This window comes from Mesorhizobium sp. WSM4840, assembly GCF_055811755.1.
In genome coordinates this window covers 151624-171306 of sequence record NZ_JBVVQD010000012.1, presented here as the reverse complement: position 1 = coordinate 171306, position 19683 = coordinate 151624, and the positions used below count along the sequence as shown (strand labels likewise).

Sequence of the window (19683 nt, the reverse complement as noted above, 5' to 3'; positions counted from 1 at the left end):
CAATCCTTACCGAAAATTATTTCCGATTTTCGGGGTGCGCTAGCGCCCCGTCCGGAGCGAGCCGCGAAGCGGCGACGAGCGTGAGGACAGAACTAAGGCAGCCATTCCATCGGCACGTGCCCCGGCTCGACCTCGACCCGTTTCAGCCAGGCCGCCACCGCCGGATAGGCATCGAGCTGAAAACCGCCCATCTCGGCCGTATGCGTATAGGCATAGAGCGCGATATCGGCGACGCTCAATGCCTCACCGGCAAAGAACGCACTGCCCGCCAGGTGCTTGTTCATCACGCCGAGCGCCTTGTTGCCGCGCTCCAGCGTCACCGCCAGCCGTTCCGGCGTCGCATCCTTGGCCCGTTCGGGAAAGGTCAGCAGCGCCTTGCGCACCGCGATATAGGGTTCGTGGCTGTACTGCTCGAAGAACAGCCATTGATAGGCCAGCGCCCGCTCGTATCTGTCGGCCGGCAGGAACCGCGTGCCTTCGGCGAGATAAAGCAGGATGGCGTTGGATTCGGCAAGCCGCCGGCCGTCGTCAAGTTCGAGCAGCGGCACCATGGCGTTCGGGTTCTTGGCGACATAGTCCGGCTTGCGCGTGTCGCCGGTATGCGAACTCACCTCGACATTGGTGAAGGCCATGCCCAGCTTGCCCATCAACAGCCGCGGCTTGTAGCAATTGCCGCTGTCGATCATTCCGTAGAGTATGGTCATTGGCGCTCCGCTCGCTCGTGCAACGACAGCCCTTGGGGCCTGAGTCCGGTCTCAAGGCTCTATCCCGGCGGCAACGGCTTCATCCAGTGATTTGTTTTGGCGCAACCATCAGCGCCGCTGATGGATTACCCAAACAACGGCACGACGTTGTTGTCCCTGCCAAGCAGCCTGTCGATCGATAGCGGTTCCTCGTCGAACAGCGTGCCGGCCAGCGCCGGCCGGGCAAGGTAAAAACCCTGAAAAAGATCGACGCCGCCGTCCAGCGCGACGCGCAGATGCGTGGATTGCTCGATGCCTTCGACCAGCACCTTGGTGCCGCGGTCGTGCAGTGCAGAGACCAGCGGCCGGAAAAACCGCTCGGCGGCGGCATGGCGGCAGAATTCCGCGAACCAGGTGCCGTCGATCTTGACGATGTCGGGCTGGACAAGCGCGACCCGTTCTTCCGTCGAATGCCCGGTGCCGAAATCGTCGATGGCGATGCGGATGCCGTCACGCCGCATCTCGCGCGCCAGGCTGACGAGCACCTTGTCGTCGGCCGCCTGTTCGGTGATTTCGCAGACCAGCATGCCGGGATACAGATCGAACTCGGCGAGATGCCTGGTCATCAGCCTGATCTCAGCCAGCGCTCGCCCGGGGTCATCGTTGATCAGCGGATTGTAGTTGAAGAACAGGTCGAGCCCATCGACGCCGATGTTGCGGAAGTTCCGGAGATGCAGCACCCGGCACATCGTCTCGACGAACAGGCGATCCGCCACGGGGACGCCCTCGAAAAATGCGCGCGGCGCGACCGACCTGCCGGCGCGGTGCGGCTCGATCAGGCCCTCGACCGCGACGGCCTTCAAAAACCTGCCGCGCGGGGCAAAAATCGGCTGATAGGCGCTTCTCAACCGGAACGCGCCATAGACGCCGTATTCGATACCGACCTCATCGGTAAAGATTGCTTCGCCGACATTGCGCCGCCTGTCCGGCCGCCCGGTCATGGCACCGCCTTGCGCCCGAAAGCCCGTTTCGGCCGCGGCGAAGGCGAGACAGTCGCAGGCGCCTCGCCGGCATCTGGCACTGTCACCGGCATCTGCCTGTCCTTGCCCAAGGCGTGAAAGCTGGTCGGTGCAAGCTCGGGGCGCGCCAGTGCGAATCCCTGCACCATCGAGGCTCCCGATTTCTCGGCCAGTTCAAGCTGCCAGCCCTCCTCTATGCCCTCGAACACGGTGCGGATGCCTTGCTGTTCGAAACTTGCCACCATGGCGGTCAGCAGTGCGAAACCGGCGCCGGACTCCATCAGCTGCATGACCCAGCGGGCATCGAATTTGACGATGTCCGGCCGGAGCTCCTTGATGCGGTTGATGTCGGACTCGTCGGCGCCGTAGTCGTCGACGGCTATGCGAAACCCGTTGGCCCTGAGTGCCTCGACGAAATTGTAGAGCGTTTCCTGCGACGCTGATTTTTGCTCGGTCACCTCGCAGACGACGCGGTTCGCATCGATCTCAGCCTCATGCAGCACCAGCCGCATGTCGCGCAGCGCCTTGTCGGCGATGCTGCGGTCGGTGAACACCGACGGATCGAAGTTGATGAAGATGGATGCCTCTTGCGGCAGGCAAGCGCCGGCGTTCAAAAGATGCAGCGTCCTTGTCAGCGCCTCGATATGCAGGCGGTCGACCGTCGGACAGGTGTTGAAAAAGCTCACCGGCGACTGCGGCTCGCCGTCGCGGAACGGCCGGATCAGCCCCTCGAATCCGGTGACGGACAATTTGCCGTTGCTGAAGGCGAAGATCGGCTGGAAAGCGCTCTGCAGCGTATAGATGCCCCAGACACCGCTGGCGGTGCCGTCGTCATGACGGACGATATGGGCATGCTCGATGCTGCGCGACACGGTTCCTCGCTCTGCGAGACTGGCGGAATGGGTCGTGGATCCAGCCACTCGGGGTTTTACCGCCTGTAGGTGAATTTATTGTTGCCGGATTTGCCGGGGTTCGAGATCTGGCTCATCCGACAATGCTTGCGCTTGGCGGAATGATGCGACATGAGAAGCGCCGCGGTCGGACGGACCGCCTAAGCCTACAAGGAGACAACGCCGTCATGGCCTTTCTTGCCGACGCCCTTTCCCGCGTAAAGCCTTCCGCGACCATCGCAGTGACGCAGAAAGCGCGCGAGCTGAAAAACGCCGGCCGTGACGTGATCGGGCTGGGTGCCGGCGAACCGGACTTCGACACGCCGGACAACATCAAGAACGCTGCGATCGAGGCTATCCGCCGCGGCGAAACGAAATATCCTCCGGTTTCCGGCATCGTGCCGCTGCGCGAGGCGATCGCCAAAAAATTCAAGCGGGAGAACAATCTCGACTACCGGCCGGAGCAGACCATCGTCGGCACCGGCGGCAAGCAGATCCTGTTCAATGCCTTTATGGCGACGCTGAATCCCGGCGACGAGGTCATCATTCCGAGGCCGTACTGGGTCAGCTATCCCGAGATGGTGGCGATCTGCGGCGGCACCCCGGCATTTGCCGACACCTCCATCGACAACGGCTTCAAGCTGACGGCGGCGGCGTTGGAAAAGGCGATCACGTCGCGCACCAAATGGCTGTTGATGAACTCACCGTCGAACCCGTCGGGCGCCGCCTACACCGAGGCTGAATTGCGCGCGCTGGCCGACGTGCTGCTCGAACATCCCCATGTCTGGGTGCTGACCGACGACATGTACGAGCACCTGATCTACGGCGATTTCGTCTTCAGGACCATCGCCGAGGTCGAGCCGAAGCTTTATGAGCGCACGCTGACGATGAACGGCGTGTCGAAGGCCTATGCCATGACCGGCTGGCGCATCGGCTATGCGGCCGGGCCCGTGGCGCTGATCAAGGCGATGGATATGATCCAGGGCCAGCAGACCTCCGGCGCCTGTACCATTGCCCAGTGGGCATCGGTGGAGGCGCTGAACGGTCCGCAGGATTTCATTGCAAAAAACAAGGCGATCTTCCAGGCTCGGCGCGATCTCGTCGTGTCGATGCTCAATCAGGCGCGCGGCATCACATGCCCGTCGCCGGAAGGTGCCTTCTATGTCTATCCGTCCTGCGCCCAGTTGATCGGCAAGAAGACCAAAGCCGGCAAGGTGATCGACAACGACGAAGCCTTCTGCTCGGAGCTGCTCGAGGCCGAAGGCGTGGCGGTCGTGTTCGGCTCGGCCTTCGGCCTCGGCCCGAACTTCCGCATCTCCTACGCCACATCGGAGGCGTTGCTCGAAGAGGCCTGCACGCGCATCCAGCGCTTCACCGCCTCGCTGACCTGATCAGCCGTATCGTTCCCGAATACCAAAACCCGGCCGCGAGCCGGGTTTTGGTGGCGATAGGCACCAGCCTCATCCCTGCTGGTTGGTTTCGCGTGCCGAACGTGCCTCGGCCGGCGCCAGAACGGCGACCAGAAGCCCGGCCGTGACAAACGAAACGATGGCCGCCGTCAGCATCGCCGCATGGAAACCGCCGGCATAGGCGGCTGCGAACAGATCGCGCAGGCCGTCCTTGCCCATCGCCGCATCGGCTGCGAAATCGTACCTTGAAACGGCGGCGCGGGCCACCGCTCCGGCATTGGCGACACCGGCATTTTCAAGATGCGCCGTCAGCAGGGCTGTTGCCCGCATGCTCATCAAGGCGCCGAGCAGGGCGATGCCGATAGCGGTGCCGCCCTGGCGGGTTGCGTTGATCACCGCCGACACCATGCCCGAACGCTCGCGCGGCGCAAACGACATCGCGGCAGCGCTGCCGGTCGGGATGGACAGCGCATTGCCGAGGCCGCCGACGGCAAACAGCAGGCCGATCGTCACATAGGGTGTCGAGGGTCCAGCCCAGCACATGCCCAGCATGGAAAGACCGCTCGCAAGATAGCCAGATGTCATCAGCGCCGAGTGTCCGTAGCGCTGACTAAGCCTGCCGATCGCCGGCGACACGACCATTTGGACAAGGAACAGCGGCGCCATGCGCAGGCCGGTCTGTGTCGGCGACCAGCCCTGTGCCTGCTGCAGGAACATCGAATAGAGGAAGACGCCGGTGTAGGAGGTGAGGCCGAGCGCGAACGAGGCGACATTGGCGACGGCAAAGCGAATGTCGCGGAACAGGCCAAGCGGCAGCATCGGCCGCGGCGTGCGTGCCTCGAAGACAAGGAATGCCACTAGGCCAGCGAAGCCGACGACAAGGGCGATAACAGCCTCTCGATCGCCCCAACCTTTTTCGCCTGCCGAGATCAGGCCGAAGGTCAAGGCGCCCAGCCACAGAATGCTAAGCGCCAGGCCGACAAGGTCGAGATGGGCATGCTCGGGGTGTGAAGTCTCTACGATCGAAGCCGCACCGAGCACGATCGTGGCCAGGCCGAGCGGCAGGTTGATCAGGAAAATGCTCTGCCATCCGGCGGTTTCGACCAGGATGCCGCCGAGGACCGGGCCGGCGAGCAGCGAGACAGCTGCGAACGACGCCCAGCCTCCGATAACGCCGGCACGCTCGCGACCGTCGGGAAACGCCTGCGTCAGAATCGACAGCGCACCCGGAATGATCAGCGATCCGGCTATCCCTTGCACCACCCGGCCCACCAGCAGCACCGGCAGGTTGGGCGCGATTGCACATATGGCGGAACCGGCCACGAAAATGCCGATCCCTGCCAGCCAGGAGCGCTTGCGCCCGTAGCGGTCAGCGATCAGGCCTGCCGACAGCATGAAGGCCGACAGGCAAAGCGTGTAGGCGTCGATCACCCATTGCAGCCCTGCGAAATCGATGCCGAGCGCAAGCTGGATCGTCGGCAGGGCGACGTTGACGATGCTGATGTCGAGCAGTGCGACGAATGTGCCGAGATAGACGGCGGCAACAAGAGGCAAGCGACGCTTCGACATGTCGACTCCAAACCTGAGTATGGAAAATCCTCTAATGATCGGACGCCACGCGCTTTTAGGTCCGATCAACGCCGCCATACTGCTCGTCTGTCACCGTCTCCAGCCAGTCGGCATGGACGCCGTCGAGCGCCTCCTGCATGGCGATATGCGCCATCGCCGATTTCGGGCCGGCGCCATGCCAGTGCTTTTCATCAGGCGCGAACGAAATGACGTCGCCGGCCCTGATCGCCTGTACCGGCTCGCCCCAGCTTTGCGCGAGGCCGGCGCCTGATATGACATAGAGCGTCTGGCCCAGCGGATGCGTATGCCAATGGGTACGCGCGCCGGGCTCGAAACTGACGATGATGGCGCGCAGGCGCGCTGGCGCTTCCTTCTCGATGATCGGCGTCTGCCACACACGTCCGGTGAAGTACTTTTCCGGCGCAATGACGGTCGGCACGCTGCCGCAGGCAATGATTTTCATCGTCGCGAGTCCTCAAGCTGATGGCGGATCGGTCGGCGACGGCCGTTCCTTTTTGTCGCAAGAAGCAGGCACTTTCGTCCGATAACCATCATGGCGCAACCGCTTTTGCGGCTGTTCGGCGACGGGCTCTGTCGCGGGATTTGATAGGAGGCTAGGCTCGCATCCAACGGCTTCGCCGATCACGGCTCAACATCCGCGACATCAGGCGATCCTCCGATTCTCAAATCACTTGCCCTCCCGGCTAACCCGTGGGACGATGCCTTTGGGTAGGTGGCAAACTGAAAAAAGCCCCGCCCGCGACGGTCGACAGGCCGGCCGCCGCTCCCAGGGAAACGCCTGAGTGGAGGTCAGTCATGGGAACTCGCGCCGGAGGACGACGCACGGGACCGAAATGCATTGCCATAGTCGGTCCCTTTGCAAGCGGTAAGACGACACTTCTCGAAGCCATATTGGCCCGCACGGGCGCCATTCCCCGCCAGAATCCCGTTTCCTCGGGAAATACCGTTTCCGATCATTCGCCCGAGGCACGCGCCCACGCCATGAGCGTCGAGGCGACCTTTGCGACCACCGAATTCATGGACGAGCAACTCACCTTCGTCGATTGTCCCGGTTCCATCGAATTCTCTTTCGAGGCAGAGCCGGTGCTTGCCGCCTGCGACATCGCCGTGGTCGTCGCTGAAGCCGACGCGAAGAAGATCCCTGCCCTGCAGCTGATCATGCGCAAGCTCGACGATCTCGGCGTGCCGCGCATCATGTTCCTCAACAAGGTCGATAAGGCGATATCAGGCGTGCGCGACACGCTGAAGATGCTGCAGCCGGCAAGCTCGGCGCCGTTGCTGCTTCGCCAGATTCCGCTGCGCAAGAACGGTGTCGTCATCGGCTCGATCGATCTCGCTCTGGAGCGCGCCTACATCTATCGCGAATATGCCGAAAGCGAGGCCGCCCAGATTCCCAGCGACGACAAGGCGCGCGAGCTGGAGGCGCGCTTTTCCATGCTGGAGACACTTGCCGACCATGACGACCAGTTGATGGAGCAGCTCCTCGAAGAGATCGAGCCGCCGAAGGACGCGATCTTCGACGACCTCGCCGCCGACCTGCGTGACGGCGCGGTGACGCCGGTGCTGATCGGCACCGCCGAGAAGGGCAATGGTGTGCTGCGGCTTCTAAAGACGATCCGCCACGACGCGCCTGATGTTGAAGCAACGCGCAAGCGCCTCGGTGCACCTGACGGCAATACGACCGTAGTCCAGGTGATGAAGACCATCCATACTGCGCATGGCGGCAAGCTGTCGGTCTCGCGCATCCTGTCCGGCCAGCTTGCCGACGCCTCCGAGCTGTTCCTTTCGAATGGCGCCACGGCAAAGGTCTCCGGCATCTACAGGATGCTCGGCAAGGACCAGACCAAGCTCACCTCGGCCAAGGTCGGCGACACGGTCGCGCTCGGCAAGCTGGACGACGTCACGACCGGTCAGACGCTGAGCTCGGCCAAGGGCGGCATCAAGCCGCTGGTGACGCTGGCGCCGCCGCAACCGGTCTTCGCCTTCGCGCTGCGGCCGAAGGAACGCAAGGACGAGGTGAAGATGTCCGCGGCCATCCAGCGCCTTGCCGAAGAAGATCCCTCGCTCAGCCTGCGCCACAATCAGGATTCGGCCGAAACCGTGCTGTCGGGCCATGGCGAGATGCATCTGCGCGTCGTGCGCGAGCGGCTGGAAGGCAAGAACCAGATCCCGGTCGAAGGCCATCCGCCGGCCGTGCCTTATCGCGAGACGATCCGCAAAACGGCGCAGCAGCGTGGCCGCCACAAGAAGCAGTCGGGCGGCCATGGCCAGTTCGGCGACGTGGTCATCGAGATCAAGCCGCTGCCGCGCGGCTCCGGCTTCCAGTTCACCGACACCATCACCGGCGGCGCCGTGCCGAAAACCTATATCCAGTCGGTCGAGACCGGCGTGCGTGATTATCTGAAATCCGGCCCGCTCGGCTTTCCGGTGGTCGATGTCGCGGTCAACCTGTCCGACGGCTCCTATCATGCCGTCGATTCGTCGGACATGGCCTTCCAGATGGCGGCGAAGCTGGCGATGAAGGAAGGCATGGCCGCCTGCTCGCCAGTGCTGCTCGAACCTATCATGAAGGTCGAGATCGTCACGCCGTCCGACGCCACGTCGAGGATCATCGCCCTGATCCCGCAGCGGCGCGGCCAGATCCTCGGCTACGATGCGCGGCCCGGCTGGCCGGGATGGGATGTCGTCGAGGCGACCATGCCGCAGGCCGAGATCGGCGACCTGATCATCGAGTTGCGTTCGGCCACCGCGGGCGTTGCCAGCTATCGTGCCACCTTCGACCATATGGCCGAACTCACCGGTCGCCTGGCCGATGAGGCGTTGAACGCCAATGGCAAGGCCGCCTGATACTGGATTTTGACGCCAGTATCGCAGGCTGCAGAACACAGGGAAACGGCGTCCGGAGTGATCCGGACGCCGTTTCCTTGCGGACCGTCTTCGTGGGAGGCGAAAACGGCAGGTCCGCCGCACATGCCGCCAGCCGCCTGACGGCCTCAGCGGAAGAATGGTTCGGACGCGGTAGCCGCCTGAGCCCGGATCGTCCGAGTGATGCCCCCATCTCCCGCACGAACCACACCGCGTCCTATGATCTGCTTAGTCGATGTTGGGCGCCTGGGATATGTTACCTGAGGTTACATGTCACTGTTACGTGACAATTTCGGTCGGCTTTCCCTGGGCACCAGCAGATTTCAGGCAACAAAAAAGCCGGATCAATGAAGATCCGGCTGAGTTTGATTGGAAGTGCCTGTTAAGGCTAACCTCCAGAGGGGAACACTCGAGGGCGCTAATGGGAGGAGAACGCGCCCAGGAGATGACCTATATATGTGCTCATCATGCCCAAGAAACAAGCATCTATTTTGCAACACACGCATGCAAAATGACACAGGCTGTGGTCTAACCCATTCCTTGGCCCCGTAGGACCAGCAGAATCGTCGAAATGCGGTGCACAGCCAGGCAAAAACCATCGCGAAATAGCGGATCAGAGCCAATTCTCGGCCCGGAATGCAGAAACAACGAATGACGTCGAATCAGGCAGCACGCGTTTATTTTTGCAGCAGCCGCGCATCGGCCCGAAAATTGGCATCGATGTTCGGAAAGCACGGTGCGCAGATCCAAAGTGCTAAAGCGTATTTGTGCGTCCAAGCGGGCGCACGCCGCTCTAATGCATGTCGCCCAAAAGCATGCCCTCGGGCCCGACCCTGGCGCCCGACCCTGGGGCCCGACCCGAGGGTGCGCAGCGGTTTTGGGACAACGACATGCATAAAAACAAGAACTGAAAGCGCGTCGCATGAATCCCTTTGAATCCTCCAGACGCGACGCGCTTTAGAAGGAAGCCTCGATGAGGACACGTCAGGCGATCGCCGGCAGCGCGCTATTCTTCATCGCAGCGCCCGGCGTGGTCGCGGGATTGCTGCCCTGGCTGTTGACCGATCGCTATCGTCTGCCATGGTCGACACTGCCCGGCTTGGTCCCCGTCGGCTGGGTCCTGATTGTCGTCGCAGCGGCCTTGCTGTTTCATGCTTTCGCCCGTTTTTCCCTCGAAGGCCGGGGCACGCCCGCCCCGGTCGCGCCAACCGAGCGACTGGTTGTCGGCGGCATCTACCGCCATGTCCGCAACCCGATGTATGTGGCGGTGCTGGCGATCATCCTTGGCCAGGCGCTGCTGTTTTCGAGCTGGGCTCTCGTCGCCTATGCCGCTATCGCCGCCATCGCCATGGTCTCCTTCGTGAAGTTCTATGAGGAACCGACGCTTGCTCGGCGCTATGGCGCCGACTACGAGGCCTACCGCCGCGCCGTCCCCGGCTGGCTGCCCCGCCTGACGCCATGGCGCGGGTGAGCCGGAAAGCGGAGATGGCGCCGTTTCAGGGTGTGTTCAGGTCAGGCCGAGTCGAGAATGGTGGGTTCCGAGAAACGGAACGGAGCGGACAAGGGTCCGTAAGTACCGGAAGCGCAGGTATCAGCCGTTCGCAGGCCGGCATCACCTGAATATCGACATACCCTAATGCGTGTCGCCCAAAAGCTTGCCCTCGGGCTTGACCCAGGGCTTGACCCGAGGGGCGCAGCGGTTTTGGGATAACGACATGCATAATGACAAGAACCTAAGCGCGTCGCATGTATCCGTTCAAACGCGACGCGCTTTAGAACGACCAGCTGCGCGCCTTGGCGATGATAAAATCGCGGAAGACGTGCAGTTTCGCCTGGTTCTTCATCGCATCGGGATAAGCGAAATAGGTGTCGAAGGACGGCACTTCGGTCTCCGGCAGCAACTGCACCAGCCCTGAGTCCTTGCTGACCACATAGTCGGGCAGCATGGCGATGCCGGCACCACCCTGAACCGCGCGCTTGATCGACAATATGTCGTTGATCTGCAGCGTCGGCACCCTTTGCCCGCCTTCGAAATCGCCGACCGTTTCCAGCCAGTTCAATTCCGACAAATGCGCCGGCACCGGCACGCCGAAGGTGACGATGCGATGGCTCTTCAACTCGGCGATCGACGCCGGCTTGCCATACTTGTTGACGTAAGAAGGAGCGGCGTAGAGATGGAAATGCACGGTGAACAGGCGGCGCTGGATGAGATCGGGCTGCTGCGGCTGGCGCAGCCGGATCGCGCAATCCGCTCGGCGCATGGTGAGGTCGAGTTCCTCGTTCGCCAGGATCAACTGCAGGCTAATCTCAGGATAGAGCTCGATGAATTCCTGCACGCGCTCGGTCAGCCAGCCGGCACCGAGCCCCACCGTGGTCGTCACCCTGAGCACGCCGGAGGGCCGGTCCTTGGCCTCGGTCAGCCGCGATTTGATCGTCTCCAGCTTCATCAGCACGTCATGCGCCGTGCGGAACAGCATCTCACCCTGCTCGGTCAACACCAGGCCGCGGGCATGGCGATTGAACAGCGGCACGCCGACGTCATGTTCGAGCGCGCTGACCTGCCGCGAGATCGCCGATTGCGACAGATGCAGTGTCTCGGCGGCATGGGTGAACGACCCAGCTTCCGCCGCAGCGTGAAACACGCGTAGCTTGTCCCAGTCCAACGCCATGATGCCCCCGTTCTGTTTTCTGGCGTCTGAATGAAAAATCAGGCTTTTGCGCGGCTTTTCTCGGCCGCTTCCTTACTCCGCCGCTTCGCGGTGAACTTCGATCCCGGCGAGGTACTTTTCCGCCTCGAGCGCGGCCATGCAGCCGAGCCCCGCCGCCGTCACCGCCTGGCGGTAGATGTCGTCGGTCACGTCGCCGGCGGCGAACACGCCCGGCACGTCGGTGCAGGTCGAATCCGGCGCCGTCCACAGATAGCCGTTCGGCCTCTGCTTCAGCTTGCCGGCGAACAGCTCGACTGCCGGCGCATGGCCGATCGCCACGAACACGCCGTCGACCGTCAGATGCATCTCCTGGCCGGTCACCACATTGCGCAGCTTCAGCCCTTCCACCGACGGCGGCAGCGGCGTCTTGCCGGACTGGCCGGTGATCTCGTCGACGACGGTGTCCCAGATGACGCGGATATTGTCCTTCTTGAACAGCCGCTCGCTAAGGATGCGCTCGGCGCGGAAGTCGCTGCGCCGGTGGATGACCGTCACGCTCTTTGCCAGGTTGGAAAGGTAGAGCGCCTCCTCCACCGCCGAATTGCCGCCGCCGATCACCGCGACATCCTTGCCGCGATAGAAGAAGCCGTCGCAGGTGGCGCAGGCCGATACGCCGAAGCCCATGAAGGTCTGTTCGCTCGGGATGCCCAGCCATTTCGCCTGCGCACCGGTGGCGATGATCAGCGCGTCGGCGGTATAGGTGGTGCCGGAATCGCCCTTGGCACGGAACGGCCGCACATTGAGGTCGACTTCGGTGATGATGTCATTGATGACGTCGGTGCCGACATGCTCGGCCTGCTTCAACATTTGTTCCATCAGCCACGGACCCTGGATCGGATCGGCGAAGCCCGGATAGTTTTCGACGTCGGTGGTGATCACCAGCTGGCCGCCCTGCTGCAGCCCGGCGACCAGCATCGGCTTCAGCATGGCGCGGGCGGCGTAGATTGCCGCCGTATAGCCGGCGGGGCCGGAACCGATGATGAGAACGGGTGCGTGCTTGGTGATCATGGACGGGCTTTCACAAAACCGGACGCGAATGAAGCGTCCGGCACAGGGTTCGATATCGGCCCTAATCTAGGTGTTGCAGGCGACGCCAGCAAGACGACCTGGCCTTCGTCCCCGGAAAGCTTGCCCGCAAACAGACGATCCATGAACATCTTGCGCGGCGACTGTCCGAAAATCAGCGACTGAAGGGATGGAATGGACACCAAAGTCGTTTAATTACAAAATTACGAAAGATTCTTGCGTGAAGCGCCGAAGGTATCCATGCCGCTCAAAGCCGATCTCGATGCCATCGACTGGAAAATCCTGCGCGAGCTGCAGCAAGACGGGCGCATGACCAATGTCGAGCTGTCCGGCCGCGTCGGCATTTCGGCGCCGCCATGCCTGCGTCGCGTCAGGCGGTTGGAAGAGACCGGCATCATCCGCGGCTATCGCGCCTTGCTCAATGCGCCGGCGCTCGGCCTGGATGTCGTCGCCTTCTGCCTTATCGGCCTGCATCACCAGGCCGACGCGGAGCTGAAAACCTTCGCCGAACGCACCCGCGGTTGGCCGATCGTTCGCGACGCCTGGATGGTGTCGGGCGAATCCGACTTTTTGCTGCATTGCGTGGCGAGCGACCTCGGCGCCTTCCAGACCTTCGTCATCGAGGAACTGGCCTCGGCGCCGAATGTCGACACGGTGCGGACGGCACTGACCATCCGTCGCGTCAAGGACGAGGGCCTGGTGGCTTTCAGCGAAGTGAGAATCTAATCCCGGCCGAATTCGGCGATGGCGTCGCAGAGTTTGCTGTGATCGTTACCGGTCGTCAGTTTGCGCGTCGTGAACATGCCATCGCTAGAAGTCCGATTGGATCTGCCGTGCACCAACCAGCCCTCCCATAGCCCGGCTCGCCGTCCGGCCTCCATGTCATCGGCCTTGTCGCCGACGATGATTGACCGGCTGATATCCACGCCCAGCAGATCGCGGGCGCGCAGAAGCATGCCCGGATTGGGCTTGCGCATCGGATGATCGCCTACTGCCAGTTCACCCGTCCCGCTCGAATGGTAGGCGCAGGCGAGCACCAGATCGATCCGGCAATTCTGTGCTTCGAGAAGTGTCAGCAGCCGAGCATTGACTGCGGCGAACTCCGGCCAGCCGAAATAGCCGCGGGCTATACCTGATTGGTTGGAGACCACGATCGCAGGAAGGCCTACGATGTTGGCCGTTCGGATCACCGGCAGCATCGCCGGCCGCAGCACGATGTCAGCCGGATCGCTGGGATAACCGCTATCGACATTCATGGTGCCGTCCCGGTCGAGAAACAGCGCCGGCCTGCCAGCTGCAAAAACCGAGGTACCAATCCGCTCGACCCACAGGCCCGGCTCTTCGAGCGGGTACGGCTGCGAGGTCCTGACAGCGTCCCTATCAGCCATCACAGAGGCGCGCTTCGACCATTTCGCACAGATGATGATAGAGGCACAGATGCCCCTGCTGGATGATCGGCGTCGAGGTCGAGGGCACGTTGAGCAGGATGTCGGAGAGCGGCTTGAGCTTGCCGCCGGTGTCGCCGGTCAGGCTGATCACCGTCATGTCCATCGTGCGCGCCTGCTCGGCAGCGGCAAGGATGCTGGCCGAGTTGCCGCTGGTCGAGATGGCGAGCAGCACGGCACCAGCAGAGCCATGCGCCTCGACCTGGCGTGAAAACACCGTGTCGAAGCCGTAATCATTGCCCCACGCGGTCAGCACCGCCGCATTGGCCGGCAGCGCGATGACGTTGTAGGCCTTGCGCTCCTTCAGGAAGCGGCCGACCAGTTCACCGGCGATATGGATGGCATCGCTGGCCGAGCCGCCATTGCCGCAGATCAGCAGCGCCTTGCCGTGCGAAAGCGCGGCGACGACGGCGGTAACCGCCCGCTCCATCTCGCCGGTGAGGTCGCGCTCGACCATCGCGGTGATCGCGGCCGCCGAGCGGACCAGGTATTCGTTCAGTTCGGACATGAAACCCTCAGTTTGTACTGCCGGCGCGCAACTTGCCGATGGTGCCGGTGGTGCTCTTGCCGGCGACGAGATCGACCAGCACGACGCGGCCGCCCGCCTTTTGCACGATTTCGGCGCCGACCACCTGATCGATCGTGTAGTCGGCGCCCTTGACCAGTATGTCGGGCTTGAGCGCCTCGATCAGCGCGAGCGGCGTGTCCTCCTCGAAGACGACGACGGCATCGACCGAGGCAAGCGCCGCCAGCACGCAGGCCCGGTCATGCTCGTCGTTGACCGGGCGCCCTGGCCCTTTCAGCCGGCGCACCGAGGCATCGCTGTTGAGGCCGAGAACCAGCCGGTCGCATTGGCTGCGCGCCGCATGCAAAAGGCTGACATGGCCGGCGTGAAGGATATCGAAGCAGCCATTGGTGAAACCGACGCTCAGGCCTTCGTCCTTCCACGTCGCCACCAGCCGTGCAGCGGCAGCGGCATCGAGAATTGCATCCTTGTGGGCAATCGGTCCATGCGAGCGAAACAGCGCCCCGGTAAGCTCTTCGACCGTCAGCCGCGCGGTACCGCGCTTTCCCACCACCACGCCGCCCGCCGCGTTGGCGATGGCGGCGGCCATGATGCGGTCGGCGCCCGCGGCAAGAGCTAACGCAAACGTCGCAATGACAGTGTCGCCGGCGCCGGAAACGTCGAACACTTCCCGCGCCTGCGTGGCAATGTGGCGGGCATCGTCCGCGCCGACGACGCTCATGCCCTTTTCGCTGCGCGTCGCGACCACGAAATCGAAGCCGTGTGCCGAGATCAGCTCACGCGCCGCGGCCACGATCTCGTCATCGGCAAACACCACGCGTCCAACCGCCTCGCCAAGTTCCTTGCGATTGGGCGTGATCGCCGTCGCCCCGGCATAGCAAGCATAGTCGCGACCCTTGGGATCGACCAGAACCGGCCTTCCCGCCTCGCGGCAGATCGAGATCAGCTCGCCGGCGATGCCGTCGAGCAATATGCCCTTGCCGTAGTCGGACAGGATAACGATGTCGGCTTGCGCGAGCGCGGCGCGGAAATGCCGGACCAGCGTTGCCCGCTCAGCGTCGCCCAGCGGCTTGATTTCCTCTTCGTCGAAGCGCAGCACCTGCTGGTTGAGCGCACTGAACCGGCTTTTCGACGACGTCATGCGGTTCGCATCCTGCGCGAGGCCGCCAGTGTCGACACCAAACTCGGCGAGCATGCGCATGAGATTGTCGCCGGCCTGATCGGCGCCGATCACCGAGACCGGTATCGCGGCAGCGCCGAGCGAGACGATGTTGGCGACGACATTGCCGGCGCCGCCCATCGCCGACGTTTCGCCACGCCCGCGCAGCACCGGAATGGGCGCTTCCGGCGAAATCCGCTCGATGACGCCGTTGACGAAACGGTCGCGGATGAAGTCGCCGACCACCAGCACCGTGACGTTGCCGAACCGCGAGATGGCGCGGTGAAGGGGTTCGGGAGAAGGCAGGTATTGCTCGCTCATGTCATCCGCGACGTGCAATGAGAGCCGGTCCCGATGCTGTGAAAACGCTGGACTGGCAGGGCTGATCGTTCATGGCGAAGCCGATATACCGCAATTCGGCTCAGCGCAACGGCAGCCACCGAACGGCCCACAGCCATCGCCGGTTGGCGGATCAGCTTTTCTGCAAAGCCACATGGACGCCCAATCCGACGAGCACCGCACCGCCCGCACGCCGCATGAGGCGCTGTGCGTGGCTCGAACGCCGTAGCCTGGTGATCAGCGCACCCGCCAGCACCACGCACATGACATCCGCCGAGGAGAACATCAGATTGACGATCGTCCCGAGGACGAGGAATTGGAGCCAGACGGGAAACGTCGCCGACGCGTCGATGAATTGCGGCAGGAACGCCATGAAGAAGATTGCAGTCTTGGGATTGAGCACCTCGACGGTGATACTCTCGAAAAAGGCGCGGCTGGCGGATTTCGGCTCAATGCCTGAGATAACAGTATCGTCTTGCGCCCTGGCGCGGAACAGCGACACACCCAGCCAGATCAGATAGAGCGCGCCAGCCAGCTTGACTGCGATGTAGAGCGTCGGTACGGCGTGGAAAAGCACGGACAACCCGGCAGCGGCGGCGACGACGTGCACATAGCCGCCAAGATGGATCCCCAACGCCGCCGTCAGGCCGGACCAGCGGCCGCGCGCCATGGTTTGCGCAGCAGCGTAAAGCATCGCCGGACCGGGAATGTAGGCGAAGATCGCCGTGGTGGCGAAGAAGGCGATAAGCAGTTCGGTCGACGGCATTATCCTTGCTCCTGTCGCGCTTCGCCGGTGGATCGCCGACTGAAGCGAAAGCTTTGCGGCGGCACTGTGACGCTCACCCAGCCGCCGGATTGCGACCTGCTTTATCGACAGCCCCGCCAGCCTCCCCTATAAGGGCCGGAATCGGCACAAGATACCAGAGGCTTTCATGATCATCGTCACGGGCGGCGCCGGCATGATCGGCTCCAACATCGTCGCCGCCCTTAACGCCGAAGGGATCAGCGACATCCTCGTCGTCGACGACCTGACCGACGGCCACAAGATCACCAATCTCGCCGACCTGCAGATCGCCGATTACCTCGACAAGGACGATTTCCTGCCGCGGATGGAGGCCGGAGACCTCGGCCGCATCGAGGCCGTCTTCCACCAGGGCGCCTGCTCGACCACCACCGAATGGAACGGCAAGTTCATGATGGAGGTGAACTACGCTTATTCGAAGCGGCTGCTGCATGCCTGCCTGGCGCTGCGGGTGCCTTTCCTCTATGCCTCCTCAGCCTCGGTCTATGGCGGCGGAGCCGAGTTTCGCGAGGAGCCGGAATGCGAACGCCCGCTCAATGTCTATGCCTATTCAAAGAAGCTGTTCGACGACTACGTCCGCCGCACCGTCTTCGATACCGACCATTCGCCGGTGGCGGGCCTGCGCTATTTCAACGTCTATGGGCCACGCGAGGCGCACAAGGGCACCATGGCCTCGGTCGCCTTCCACCTGTTCAACCAAGTCGAGCAAGGCCAGAACCCGAAACTGTTCGGCGCCTATGACGGTTTTGGACCTGGCGAGCAGAGCCGCGATTTCATCCATGTCGGCGACGTTGCCGACGTCAACCTGTGGTTGTGGAAACGGGGCTCAAGCGGCATCTTCAACTGCGGCACCGGCCGTGCCCAGCCGTTCCGCGCCATTGCCGAAACGGTGATCGGCACGCTGGGCAAAGGCGAGATCGAGTTCATCGACTTCCCAGACCACCTCAAGGGCAGCTACCAGAGTTTTACGCAAGCTGATATGTCCCGGTTGCGCGCCGCCGGTTACAATGGTCAGTTCCGCACAGTGGAAACCGGCGTCAGAGACTATGTCGAATGGCTGAAAGCCCAGCGATCCTCGTGATCGGCCCACGCTGGGTGGGCGACATGGTGATGGCGCAGTGCCTGTTCTCGGCGCTGAGAGAGCTTCACCCGAACGCCGCGATCGACGTGCTGGCCCCGGCATGGGCGGCGCCACTGGTCAAGCGCATGCCCGAAATACGCCAGCAGATCGATCTGCCGCTGAAATCCGGCGCGCTGGAATTCCGCATCCGCAGGCGCTTCGGCCGACGGCTGCGCGGCCACTACGACATCGCCTATGTCATGCCTGGAAGCTGGAAGTCGGCGCTTGTCCCGTTCTTTGCCCGCATTCCGCGCCGCGTCGGCCATCTCAAGGAAATGCGCTACGGGCTGCTGACCGATATCGTCCCCTTGCCCGACAATGTGAAACGGCGCACGGCGCAGGCCTATTTCGGCCTCGCGCAAGGGGGCACGTTCCGTGCTCCCAAGCTCGCTGTCGACACGAAAAACCAGGCGGCATTGCTGGGTCGCTTCGGGCTGGAGGCGGAAAAATTCGTCGCGCTGATGCCCGGCGCCGAATTCGGCCCGGCCAAGCGCTGGCCGAGCGAACGCTATGCCAGCCTTGCCCTCGACATGATGGCGAAAGGTTTTGAGGTCGCGCTGTTCGGATCGAAGAACGACGCCGACGTTACGGCGGAAATCGCCACGCTTGCCCCAGGCGTTGTCGACCTCGCCGGCCAGACGCGGCTGGAGGACGCCATCGACCTGATCGCCGCGGCCAGGCTTGCGGTGTCGAACGATAGTGGGCTGATGCATGTCGCCGCCGCGGTCGGCACGCCGATCGTAGCCGTCTACGGCTCAACCTCGCCGCAGAATACGCCGCCACTCACCGAGCAGCGCGAACTGGTCTGGCTCGGCCTGTCCTGTTCGCCCTGCCACCGGAAGATCTGTCCGCTCGGCCATCTCAACTGCCTGAACACGCTTGAGGTGGCACAGGTCGCGGCAGCAGCGGAACGGCTGCTGGAACTGCCGGCCGCCGCATGAAGGTGCTCATCGTCAAGACATCCTCGATGGGTGACGTAATCCACACCTTTCCGGCCGTCGAGGATGCGCGCCGCAACCAGCCGGATGTGTCGTTCGACTGGTGTGTGGAAGAGGCTTTTGCCGGCATCGTGGCGCTGCATCCGGCGATCGCAACCATTCACACCGTGGCGATCCGGCGCTGGCGCACAAGCCCGCTCGGCCGCAGCACATGGCGCGAGGCGGCGCCACTGCGCAGCGCCTTGCGAGATTGCCGCTACGATCTCGTCATCGAAGCGCAAGGATTGCTGAAGTCGGCCCTGGTGGCAAAACTGGCTGCGGCGCCGATCGCCGGCTTCGACCGGTCGAGCGCCCGCGAGCCTTCGGCGACTTTGTTCTACGACCGGCGCTATGCTGTGCCGCGCGATCTGCACGCCATCGAACGCACCAGGCGGCTGTTCGGGCTGGCGCTCGGCTATGAAACGGATTTTTCCGGGCTCGAGTCCGGCATCGTGCCGCCGGCCGGCGGTTCGACCTTTGTCGGCGAAAAAACCGCCTTCCTGCTGCACGGCACCAGCCGCGAGGACAAGAAATGGCCGGTCAGCGACTGGATCGAAACTGCCCGGCTTCTCGTGGAAAGAGGAATGACGCCGGTCACCACCTGGTCTAACGACAGTGAAAAGGCGGTTGCCGAGGCGATCGCCGAGGCCGTCCCGCAAACCGTGCTGGTGCCGAAATCACTGCTTTCTGAGATCGCCGCGATCATCGGCCGGTCGGCGCTGGTCATCGGCGCCGACACCGGCCTCACCCACCTCGCCAGCGCCTTCGGCCTGCCGACGGTCGCCGTGTTTCTGGCGACAGAACCCGGCCTGACCGGCCCGCGCGGACCGTTCTCGTCAACGCTGCTGGCCGCGCCCGGCGGCCGCGTTACGCCTGAGGAGGTGTTGGCTGAGGCAGAGAAGTTGCTGGAGCGCCACGTGCATGATCTGGCAGCCGGAAGGCGTTGATTTATTGAATCAATCCAAATGGAAAGGCCGGCGCCGCCCCTCATCCGCCTGCCGGCACCTTCTCCCCGTATAGTGACGGGGAGAAGGGGGCTGGACGCGAACTCGGCGCCTATCTGCAACGCTGACAATTGGCGAAACCGTCGGTGACGGCGTCCTTCTCCCCGTCACTATACGGGGA

The 19683-nt window shown here is 63.2% G+C and carries 18 protein-coding genes; 7 read left to right on the top strand and 11 right to left on the bottom strand.

The window, feature by feature from the left end; genetic code table 11:
• Positions 1-92: 92 nt before the first annotated feature.
• The 3 genes from AC0L3I_RS18010 to AC0L3I_RS18000 all read right to left on the bottom strand — a co-directional run bounded on the left by AC0L3I_RS18010 (position 93) and on the right by AC0L3I_RS18000 (position 2574).
• Entirely contained in the window at positions 93-704 is a 612-nt protein-coding gene (locus AC0L3I_RS18010; protein ID WP_473527754.1) for a glutathione S-transferase family protein, read from the bottom strand.
• Between the two features lie 125 nt (positions 705-829).
• Positions 830-1684: an EAL domain-containing protein gene (locus tag AC0L3I_RS18005; RefSeq protein WP_473489020.1), complete on the bottom strand. Its 855-nt coding sequence runs from the start codon at positions 1682-1684 to the stop codon at positions 830-832.
• Positions 1681-2574: an EAL domain-containing protein gene (locus AC0L3I_RS18000; RefSeq protein ID WP_473489021.1), complete on the bottom strand. Its 894-nt coding sequence runs from the start codon at positions 2572-2574 to the stop codon at positions 1681-1683. The genes AC0L3I_RS18005 and AC0L3I_RS18000 overlap by 4 nt, the downstream gene beginning before the upstream one ends.
• Positions 2575-2780: 206 nt before the next feature.
• Between AC0L3I_RS18000 and AC0L3I_RS17995 the strand changes: the two genes are divergently transcribed.
• Positions 2781-3983, top strand: a complete 1203-nt coding sequence (locus AC0L3I_RS17995) for a pyridoxal phosphate-dependent aminotransferase (RefSeq protein WP_473489022.1) — start codon at positions 2781-2783, stop codon at positions 3981-3983.
• 69 nt (positions 3984-4052) lie between these two features.
• On the opposite strand, the gene AC0L3I_RS17990 is transcribed toward AC0L3I_RS17995, so the two are convergent.
• Positions 4053-5570 (bottom strand): DHA2 family efflux MFS transporter permease subunit, encoded by a 1518-nt coding sequence (locus tag AC0L3I_RS17990; protein WP_473489023.1) that lies wholly within the window; start codon positions 5568-5570, stop codon positions 4053-4055.
• Between the two features lie 55 nt (positions 5571-5625).
• A complete protein-coding gene (locus tag AC0L3I_RS17985; RefSeq protein ID WP_292180536.1) occupies positions 5626-6033 on the bottom strand; it encodes a (R)-mandelonitrile lyase in 408 nt (135 codons plus the stop codon).
• Between the two features lie 353 nt (positions 6034-6386).
• Between AC0L3I_RS17985 and AC0L3I_RS17980 the strand changes: the two genes are divergently transcribed.
• Positions 6387-8438 (top strand): elongation factor G, encoded by a 2052-nt coding sequence (locus tag AC0L3I_RS17980; RefSeq protein ID WP_473489025.1) that lies wholly within the window; start codon positions 6387-6389, stop codon positions 8436-8438.
• Positions 8439-9429: 991 nt separating this feature from the next.
• Entirely contained in the window at positions 9430-9927 is a 498-nt protein-coding gene (locus tag AC0L3I_RS17975) for a methyltransferase family protein (RefSeq protein WP_473527753.1), read from the top strand.
• A 301-nt stretch (positions 9928-10228) separates the two neighbouring features.
• On the opposite strand, the gene AC0L3I_RS17970 is transcribed toward AC0L3I_RS17975, so the two are convergent.
• Both AC0L3I_RS17970 and trxB read right to left on the bottom strand, forming a co-directional pair.
• Entirely contained in the window at positions 10229-11125 is an 897-nt protein-coding gene (locus tag AC0L3I_RS17970; RefSeq protein WP_023799796.1) for a LysR family transcriptional regulator, read from the bottom strand.
• 72 nt (positions 11126-11197) lie between these two features.
• Positions 11198-12172 (bottom strand): thioredoxin-disulfide reductase, encoded by a 975-nt coding sequence (trxB, locus tag AC0L3I_RS17965; protein ID WP_473527752.1) that lies wholly within the window; start codon positions 12170-12172, stop codon positions 11198-11200.
• Between the two features lie 258 nt (positions 12173-12430).
• On the opposite strand from trxB, the gene AC0L3I_RS17960 reads away from it, so the two are divergent.
• Positions 12431-12916, top strand: a complete 486-nt coding sequence (locus tag AC0L3I_RS17960) for an Lrp/AsnC family transcriptional regulator (RefSeq protein ID WP_095491530.1) — start codon at positions 12431-12433, stop codon at positions 12914-12916.
• Here the strand turns inward: AC0L3I_RS17960 and AC0L3I_RS17955 are convergent.
• The 4 genes from AC0L3I_RS17955 to AC0L3I_RS17940 all read right to left on the bottom strand — a co-directional run bounded on the left by AC0L3I_RS17955 (position 12913) and on the right by AC0L3I_RS17940 (position 16425).
• On the bottom strand, positions 12913-13578 hold the full coding sequence (locus AC0L3I_RS17955; RefSeq protein WP_473527751.1) for a D-glycero-alpha-D-manno-heptose-1,7-bisphosphate 7-phosphatase: 666 nt from the start codon (positions 13576-13578) through the stop codon (positions 12913-12915). The genes AC0L3I_RS17960 and AC0L3I_RS17955 overlap by 4 nt on opposite strands.
• A complete protein-coding gene (locus tag AC0L3I_RS17950) occupies positions 13571-14143 on the bottom strand; it encodes a D-sedoheptulose-7-phosphate isomerase (protein WP_095491532.1) in 573 nt (190 codons plus the stop codon). The genes AC0L3I_RS17955 and AC0L3I_RS17950 overlap by 8 nt, the downstream gene beginning before the upstream one ends.
• A gap of 7 nt (positions 14144-14150) precedes the next feature.
• Entirely contained in the window at positions 14151-15641 is a 1491-nt protein-coding gene (gene rfaE1, locus AC0L3I_RS17945) for a D-glycero-beta-D-manno-heptose-7-phosphate kinase (protein WP_473489028.1), read from the bottom strand.
• Between the two features lie 151 nt (positions 15642-15792).
• Positions 15793-16425 carry a LysE family translocator gene (locus AC0L3I_RS17940; RefSeq protein ID WP_123148399.1) on the bottom strand — a complete coding sequence of 211 codons (633 nt, stop codon included), beginning with the start codon at positions 16423-16425 and terminating at the stop codon, positions 15793-15795.
• A 166-nt stretch (positions 16426-16591) separates the two neighbouring features.
• Here AC0L3I_RS17940 and rfaD point away from each other — a divergent pair, with 166 nt between their 5' ends.
• The 3 genes from rfaD to waaC are packed head-to-tail and all read left to right on the top strand — an operon-like array spanning position 16592 to position 19505.
• Entirely contained in the window at positions 16592-17542 is a 951-nt protein-coding gene (gene rfaD, locus AC0L3I_RS17935) for an ADP-glyceromanno-heptose 6-epimerase (RefSeq protein ID WP_473527750.1), read from the top strand.
• Positions 17515-18522 carry a lipopolysaccharide heptosyltransferase II gene (gene waaF, locus AC0L3I_RS17930; protein WP_473489030.1) on the top strand — a complete coding sequence of 336 codons (1008 nt, stop codon included), beginning with the start codon at positions 17515-17517 and terminating at the stop codon, positions 18520-18522. Before rfaD ends, waaF begins: the two co-directional genes overlap by 28 nt.
• Entirely contained in the window at positions 18519-19505 is a 987-nt protein-coding gene (gene waaC / locus AC0L3I_RS17925) for a lipopolysaccharide heptosyltransferase I (protein ID WP_473527749.1), read from the top strand. The genes waaF and waaC overlap by 4 nt, the downstream gene beginning before the upstream one ends.
• Positions 19506-19683: the final 178 nt, after the last annotated feature.

Coding starts and splice junctions, on each gene's coding strand:
- AC0L3I_RS17960 (WP_095491530.1), top strand. CDS start 12,431: ATGCCGCTCAAAGCCGATCTCGATGCCATCGACTGGAAAATCCTGCGC.
- AC0L3I_RS17950 (WP_095491532.1), bottom strand. CDS start 14,143: ATGTCCGAACTGAACGAATACCTGGTCCGCTCGGCGGCCGCGATCACC.
- waaF (WP_473489030.1), top strand. CDS start 17,515: ATGGCTGAAAGCCCAGCGATCCTCGTGATCGGCCCACGCTGGGTGGGC.
- AC0L3I_RS17940 (WP_123148399.1), bottom strand. CDS start 16,425: ATGCCGTCGACCGAACTGCTTATCGCCTTCTTCGCCACCACGGCGATC.
- trxB (WP_473527752.1), bottom strand. CDS start 12,172: ATGATCACCAAGCACGCACCCGTTCTCATCATCGGTTCCGGCCCCGCC.
- AC0L3I_RS17995 (WP_473489022.1), top strand. CDS start 2,781: ATGGCCTTTCTTGCCGACGCCCTTTCCCGCGTAAAGCCTTCCGCGACC.
- AC0L3I_RS18010 (WP_473527754.1), bottom strand. CDS start 704: ATGACCATACTCTACGGAATGATCGACAGCGGCAATTGCTACAAGCCG.
- rfaE1 (WP_473489028.1), bottom strand. CDS start 15,641: ATGAGCGAGCAATACCTGCCTTCTCCCGAACCCCTTCACCGCGCCATC.
- waaC (WP_473527749.1), top strand. CDS start 18,519: ATGAAGGTGCTCATCGTCAAGACATCCTCGATGGGTGACGTAATCCAC.
- AC0L3I_RS17985 (WP_292180536.1), bottom strand. CDS start 6,033: ATGAAAATCATTGCCTGCGGCAGCGTGCCGACCGTCATTGCGCCGGAA.
- AC0L3I_RS17955 (WP_473527751.1), bottom strand. CDS start 13,578: ATGGCTGATAGGGACGCTGTCAGGACCTCGCAGCCGTACCCGCTCGAA.
- AC0L3I_RS17990 (WP_473489023.1), bottom strand. CDS start 5,570: ATGTCGAAGCGTCGCTTGCCTCTTGTTGCCGCCGTCTATCTCGGCACA.
- AC0L3I_RS17980 (WP_473489025.1), top strand. CDS start 6,387: ATGGGAACTCGCGCCGGAGGACGACGCACGGGACCGAAATGCATTGCC.
- AC0L3I_RS17975 (WP_473527753.1), top strand. CDS start 9,430: ATGAGGACACGTCAGGCGATCGCCGGCAGCGCGCTATTCTTCATCGCA.
- AC0L3I_RS18005 (WP_473489020.1), bottom strand. CDS start 1,684: ATGACCGGGCGGCCGGACAGGCGGCGCAATGTCGGCGAAGCAATCTTT.
- rfaD (WP_473527750.1), top strand. CDS start 16,592: ATGATCATCGTCACGGGCGGCGCCGGCATGATCGGCTCCAACATCGTC.
- AC0L3I_RS17970 (WP_023799796.1), bottom strand. CDS start 11,125: ATGGCGTTGGACTGGGACAAGCTACGCGTGTTTCACGCTGCGGCGGAA.